1 protein-coding gene is annotated in these 1,995 nt (G+C 49.0%); it reads right to left on the reverse strand.

What is annotated here, in order from left to right:
• Positions 1-291 precede the first annotated feature (291 nt).
• Positions 292-1,823, reverse strand: a protein-coding gene (locus tag ACOTXI_RS24205) for an IS3-like element ISKpn38 family transposase (protein ID WP_120785296.1) whose coding sequence is annotated in 2 segments (ribosomal slippage) — positions 292-1,526 and positions 1,526-1,823 — 1,533 coding nt in all. Because the reading frame shifts where the segments join, the coding sequence is not laid out codon by codon here.
• Between the last annotated feature and the right edge of the window lie 172 nt (positions 1,824-1,995).

The raw sequence follows: 1,995 nt of genomic DNA on the forward strand, positions 1-1,995 counted from the left end.
GCTGAATTCACTATCGGCGAAGGTGAGTTGATGGCTCATGATGTCCCTCTGGGATGCGCTCCGGATGAATATGATGATCTCATATCAGGAACTTGTTCGCACCTTCCCTAAAATCTAATTTTACCATTAGGTTATAGGCTGTCTCCACATGAATTTACTTCTGCAATCTACTGAGTATTGGAGGACATTTGAACTTTGCCCTGCTCCGGACATCTGAACTTGGCCTTGACAGGCTTTGTTATAACCATTTAGTAATGTCACTTTTGGGGCTGCGGATGTTTTCCTGGACTGTTATGTTGTGATCCCAAGATGCTGCCGGTACTTCACAGGACTCATTGCACCTAATGATAGCTTGATACGTTTCTCATTATACCAGCGTATGTACCTGTCCAGGAAGCAGATAAATTTTTCCAGCGTGATACCCGCCCAGTCTCTGCCATAGAACATTTCGTTTTTGATACGCCCGAAGAAGCCTTCACACGCAGCATTATCCGACGAGCATCCTTTGCGCGACATGGACCTTATAAGTCCGGAGGTGTTGATACGCTCAAGCCAGCCCGGCCACCGGTAATGGCCACCACGATCGCTGTGTATCACCGGTTTATCATGTTCGCTGAGCGTATCGAGTGCGTCATCGAGCATCGTATTCACCAGCGTCGCGTCCGGGCGTGTTCCTATCGACCAGCTTACAACCTGGCCATCAAAGCAGTCGATAACCGGCGACAGATAGACTTTTCCAGCCGGAAGCTGGAACTCCGTAATATCGGTCAGCCACTTCTCATTTGGCCTGCAGGAACTAAAATCCCGGGCGAGTAAATTTTCCGGTGCCGGACCGATTTCGCCACAGTAAGAGTTATATCGTCGTCGCCTGGTGCGCTTAACAACGAGCTGCTCTTCTGCCATCAGTCTGCGGACAACCTTTTCAGAAATAACTCTGTTGTTACTGCGAAGCATCGCGTGAAGGCGCCGGTAGCCGTAACAGCGGTAATTCTCCTCAAAGATATCGGCCATGATCACGCGTATTTCCGCATACTTATCGTACAGACGTTTGCTGGCTTTGTGGTAAAAATAACAGCTGCGGGCAAGTTGCAGAACGCTTAGCAACTCAGCAACGGGGTACTTTTTCTTAAGGGCATCAACTATCAGGGTTTTCTCCCTGTTTTTCAGTTTCAGAAAGCTGACGCCCAGATCTTTTTTTATCAGTTCATTCGCCTTTGTCAGTATGTCACGTTCGAGCTGCAGCTGATGAACCTGCTTCCTGAGACGCTGGATTTCACCGAGTAAAGTATCCTGATTTTTATCCTGAGGGGCTGCCTTTCGTTTGCGCATGGATTGATAAGCCTCGTCACTGATAAGGTCTTTCTTCCATTTGTACAGGACCGGGACGCTGACGCCTATGCTTTGTGCAACTTTACGCGCGGTTCCACGTCGGTTACAGAGCTCCCGGACGGCCTGAGACCTCTCTTCCGGGCTGAAGCATTTGCTTGTGCCTGAGCGAATGACCAGGGGACGCGCATTTGGGTAAACTCTTCAATCCAGCGCTTTAGAATTTCGTTACTGGGGTAGCCGATGGCTCGGCGAGTGTACGACAGGCAACCACCGTGAGTAAGATAATGCTCAACAGCAGCAATTTTCTGTGTACGTGAATAGCGTTCTCTTGGTTTTAATTCCCTGGGTAAATCGCCCTTCTCTTCATAAATCCGAACCCAACGGCCCAGCTGTTTTGTGGAAGGATATCCCAGCTCCATGACGACAACGGAGGCTTTCTTTCCGTACCGGTAATAGAGTTCGACGGCCCGAATCCGGTCCTCGTATGAATGCATAAATTAACTCCTGAAGGTCCAGGAATTTGTCCGCACTTCCTTGTGGCTCATTAGGAATGTCCATGGGCTTTGTTGAATAAATCAGATTTCGGGTAAGTCTCCCCCGTAGCGGGTTGTGTTTTCAGGCAATACGCACGCTTTCAGGCATACCTGCTTTCGTCATTTTGTTCAG

This window comes from Enterobacter cloacae complex sp. BZL2005, assembly GCF_049238885.1.
Taxonomy (GTDB): domain Bacteria; phylum Pseudomonadota; class Gammaproteobacteria; order Enterobacterales; family Enterobacteriaceae; genus Enterobacter; species Enterobacter roggenkampii.